The 4,013-nt window shown below is 52.7% G+C and carries 3 protein-coding genes and 3 pseudogenes; all 6 read left to right on the forward strand.

Annotated elements, in window-relative coordinates; all coding sequences use genetic code 11:
* Positions 1–235 (forward strand): annotated as a pseudogene (locus DQ405_RS25285) ((d)CMP kinase); the annotation flags it as partial.
* A 120-nt stretch (positions 236–355) separates the two neighbouring features.
* Positions 356–2,047, forward strand: a pseudogene (gene rpsA / locus DQ405_RS25290) (30S ribosomal protein S1).
* Between the two features lie 160 nt (positions 2,048–2,207).
* The gene (locus DQ405_RS25295; RefSeq protein ID WP_106111555.1) at positions 2,208–2,492 is read left to right on the forward strand and encodes a hypothetical protein; all 285 of its coding nucleotides are present in this window, start codon (positions 2,208–2,210) and stop codon (positions 2,490–2,492) included.
* 130 nt (positions 2,493–2,622) lie between these two features.
* On the forward strand, positions 2,623–2,919 hold the full coding sequence (gene ihfB, locus DQ405_RS25300) for an integration host factor subunit beta (RefSeq protein ID WP_003189779.1): 297 nt from the start codon (positions 2,623–2,625) through the stop codon (positions 2,917–2,919).
* Positions 2,920–2,943: 24 nt separating this feature from the next.
* A pseudogene (locus DQ405_RS27925) lies at positions 2,944–3,197 on the forward strand (lipopolysaccharide assembly protein LapA domain-containing protein).
* A gap of 421 nt (positions 3,198–3,618) precedes the next feature.
* Positions 3,619–4,013, forward strand: a 395-nt coding sequence (locus DQ405_RS25305; RefSeq protein WP_342030465.1) for a Wzz/FepE/Etk N-terminal domain-containing protein, incomplete at its 3' end; no start/stop codon positions are given.

Raw genomic sequence — 4,013 nt, forward strand, 5'->3', positions numbered from 1 at the left:
CAGCGAGAACGGGCACGCCGCCGATACTTGCAGTTGAAGGGCAAAGTCGATGGTGTTAGTCTGTCGAGTCTGCTAGATGAGATCCGTGCACGCGATGAGCGTGATACCCAGCGTGCGGTAGCCCCGCTCAAGCCGGCGGCTGACGCCATACAGCTGGATTCCACGGAGTTGTCCATCGAGCAGGTGCTGGAACGCATCATGAGTGAAAATCGCCATTCGCGATATCGCCGGGTGATCAAGAAGGCCGCAGGGGACCAGTCATAGTCCTGCGGTGGCTTCTTTTAACTGAAACTGACCCACACCGTCTGGGGTGTGGAGATGGGCGTATTCTTCGCCCTTATCAACAGGAATTAAAATGAGCGAAAGCTTTGCGGAACTCTTTGAAGAAAGCCTAAAAACCCTGAACCTTCAGGCAGGCTCCATCATCACCGGTGTTATCGTTGATATCGATTACCAAGCTCGCTGGGTAACCGTTCACGCTGGTCTGAAGTCTGAAGCTCTGATCCCGCTGGAACAGTTCTACAACGATGCTGGTGACCTGACTATCAATGTCGGTGACGAAGTTCACGTTGCTCTGGACTCGGTTGAAGACGGTTTCGGTGAAACCAAGCTGTCCCGTGAAAAAGCCAAGCGCGCTGAATGCTGGATTGTTCTCGAAGCAGCCTTCGCAGCTGAAGAAGTGGTCAAGGGCGTTATCAACGGTAAGGTTAAAGGCGGCTTCACTGTCGACGTTAACGGCATCCGTGCGTTCCTGCCAGGTTCTTTGGTCGACGTTCGTCCAGTGCGCGACACCACGCACCTGGAAGGCAAAGAACTGGAATTCAAAGTCATCAAGCTCGACCAGAAGCGCAACAACGTTGTCGTTTCCCGTCGCAGCGTGCTGGAAGCAGAGAACTCCGCCGAGCGTGAAGCTCTGCTGGAATCCCTGCAGGAAGGCCAACAAGTCAAAGGTATCGTCAAGAACCTCACCGATTACGGCGCATTCGTCGATCTGGGTGGCGTCGATGGCCTGCTGCACATTACCGACATGGCTTGGAAGCGTATCAAGCATCCTTCCGAAATCGTCAACGTTGGCGACGAGATCGATGTCAAGGTTCTGAAGTACGATCGTGAGCGTAACCGCGTTTCCCTGGGCTTGAAGCAGCTGGGCGAAGATCCATGGGTTGCTATCAAAGCTCGTTACCCAGAAAGCACCCGCGTAACCGCGCGTGTTACCAACCTGACCGACTACGGCTGCTTCGCAGAGCTGGAAGAAGGCGTGGAAGGCCTGGTACACGTTTCCGAAATGGACTGGACCAACAAGAACATCCACCCTTCGAAAGTCGTACAAGTCGGCGACGAAGTGGAAGTTATGGTTCTGGACATCGACGAAGAGCGTCGTCGTATCTCCCTGGGCATCAAGCAGTGCAAATCTAACCCATGGGAAGATTTCTCTGGCCAGTTCAACAAGGGCGATAAAATCTCCGGCACCATCAAGTCGATCACCGATTTCGGTATCTTCATTGGTCTGGACGGCGGCATCGACGGCCTGGTTCACCTGTCCGACATCTCCTGGAACGAAGTTGGCGAAGAAGCTGTTCGTCGTTTCAAGAAGGGCGACGAGCTGGACACCGTTATCCTGTCGGTTGACCCAGAGCGCGAGCGCATCTCCCTGGGCATCAAGCAACTGGAAAGCGATCCGTTCTCCGAGTACGTTCAAGAGAACGACAAAGGCGCCATCGTTAAAGGCACTGTGAAAGAAGTTGACGCCAAAGGCGCCATCATCGTTCTGGCCGACGATATCGAAGCGACTCTGAAAGCCTCCGAAATCAGCCGTGACCGCGTTGAAGAACGGCGCGCAACGTACTGAAAAGAAGGCCAGGAAGTAGAAAGCCAAGATCATCAGCGTTGACCGCAAGAGCCGCGTGATTCAGCTCTCCATCAAGTCGAAAGACGAAGTGGAAGAGAAAAGAAAGCTATCCAGAGCTTGAAAGAAGCTGCTCCGGAAGCTGCTGCTGATACCACCATGGCGGCACTGCTGCGCCAGGCAATGGCTAAGCAGAACTAAGTTCTGTAAAGCTGTAGAAAAAGGGCGACTTCGGTCGCCCTTTTTTGTGCCTGAAATTTGATGAAGCAACTGCACCGAACCAAGGCATTCAGCCCAATGTCAGAACTGACTATAGTCTTGAAAACGGCTATTTCGCGTTGCTGACTCAATAAGGGTTTGAATGAACAGAATTATCGTAATACTCGCCTTGCTGCTGCTTGCAGGCTGCTCCTCCACCAGTGCCAAGACCCACGCGAAGCGCGGCGTCAGCGGCATCGAGGTCGACTGCTCTGGTCTGGGCAACAAGTGGGAAAAGTGCGAAAAGCGCGCCGCCCGTGAGTGCAAGATGCAGGGCTACAAGGTTATTACCCGCTCCAGTGATGCGGAGGACGAAGAGGGCGACTACCTGTTCGGCTGGAACCCTGCTGGTGCGGTGACGCGGACCATGTTGGTGATCTGTAAGTAAGGGGTTGGCTGCTTGCTGAACGTGTTTATTCAGCCTCAGATAAGTTGACACATGGGCTGTTCAAATTCATCAACTCATGCTAAAACCTTCGGAGCGCTTTTCCTAGCTGCTTGAAAAAGAAGGGAAAAATATGACGAAGTCGGAGTTGATCGAACGAATTGTCACCCATCAAGGGCTGCTCTCATCCAAGGATGTGGAGCTGGCTATCAAGACCATGCTTGAGCAAATGTCCCAATGCCTGGCCACCGGAGATCGCATCGAAATCCGCGGCTTCGGCAGCTTCTCCCTGCACTACCGCGCACCGCGCGTAGGCCGCAACCCAAAAACCGGCCAATCCGTCAGCCTCGACGGCAAATTCGTTCCCCACTTCAAACCGGGCAAGGAATTGCGCGATCGGGTGAACGAAGAAGAGGAAGAAGGCGTCTGAGTGTTTTTGGGGAAGGAGAAGGGTATGCGTGGGGTTAAGCGCGTTGTTGCGGTGTTTGATTTGCAGTGCTTGCGGCTTTTGGTGGGTTTCCTTGGGACGTTTTSTGCTGGAGAACCAGCAGGGCGTTGGCGCTGTCATTCCTGGGGTGGAGTACTGCGCAGATGCCGGTGGCGGTGTTTGTGGTGGTGGCTTTGATTGTGGGGATGTTGATTGGGCCGGTGTTGGGGATGCTGGTTCGTAGCCGGCGTTCTAAACCCCGACCTGCAACACGTCTATAGAAAAGGTGCTGGCCTCTTTACAAAAAGCCTAAAGATTCACGCGACCGTCTGTCAGATTTTTTTCTCTGAATGGCTTTATGTTTCTGCGCCATTTTTCTGCTACGGCGCTTGTGGTGGCCTAAGACTGCTCAGTATCGTTGAGCATTCCCTTATGTTTCCTCGTTAGCCATCGTCTCCTCCCAGCAGGCGAGTTTCTTTTACACTTATTTCTGCCCTTTTAAGAATCATCCTACAGTCATGTCAATACTTGTAATGTATGGGGGAGATGGCAAAATGCAATCTGTTCTCGATAACGGGCATTTTGTGCGCTAAAAATCTGGCAGAGACGCCGGATTTTTGCGGTCATCCAAATAGAATAAAAAACACACAATCTAGTCTGCATAACGAGCCCGCAGTTTCTCCTTGAAGGCAGGTTTTTGTTGTGAGTAGTAGCTTCCGCGCCCCCCTGAATCCATCGTCAGATGAAATTGATCTTATTGCCCTTTGTCACACGTTGTGGCGGCAAAAAAAGCTTATTGTGCTTGTCATTGCATTGGCTGGCCTGATCGCCGCAGCATACGCCTTTCTGGTAACGCCTGAATATCAGGTCAGCAGTGTGCTGCGTCCTGCGGCAATTAATGAGTTGGACGCGCTCAACCGGTCTGATGTGTATAACCTCCCGCCGGGAGAGGCATTGTTGAGAGTGGGCGCATCTTTAGAGTCATATGACACGCGTCTGGGTTTTTTTCGCGCCAATCAAAAGCTATTTGAGGCATTCGTGCGGCCTGGGCGTACCCTGGAGCAGAGCTTCGAAGAATTCAATCGAAAATCCATTGA

Source organism: Pseudomonas sp. SST3 (assembly GCF_003325755.1).

What these genes read in the sequence shown, in the direction of transcription:
- DQ405_RS25295 (WP_106111555.1), top strand. Translation starts at nt 2,208, where the DNA reads ATGAACAGAATTATCGTAATACTCGCCTTGCTGCTGCTTGCAGGCTGC.
- ihfB (WP_003189779.1), top strand. Translation starts at nt 2,623, where the DNA reads ATGACGAAGTCGGAGTTGATCGAACGAATTGTCACCCATCAAGGGCTG.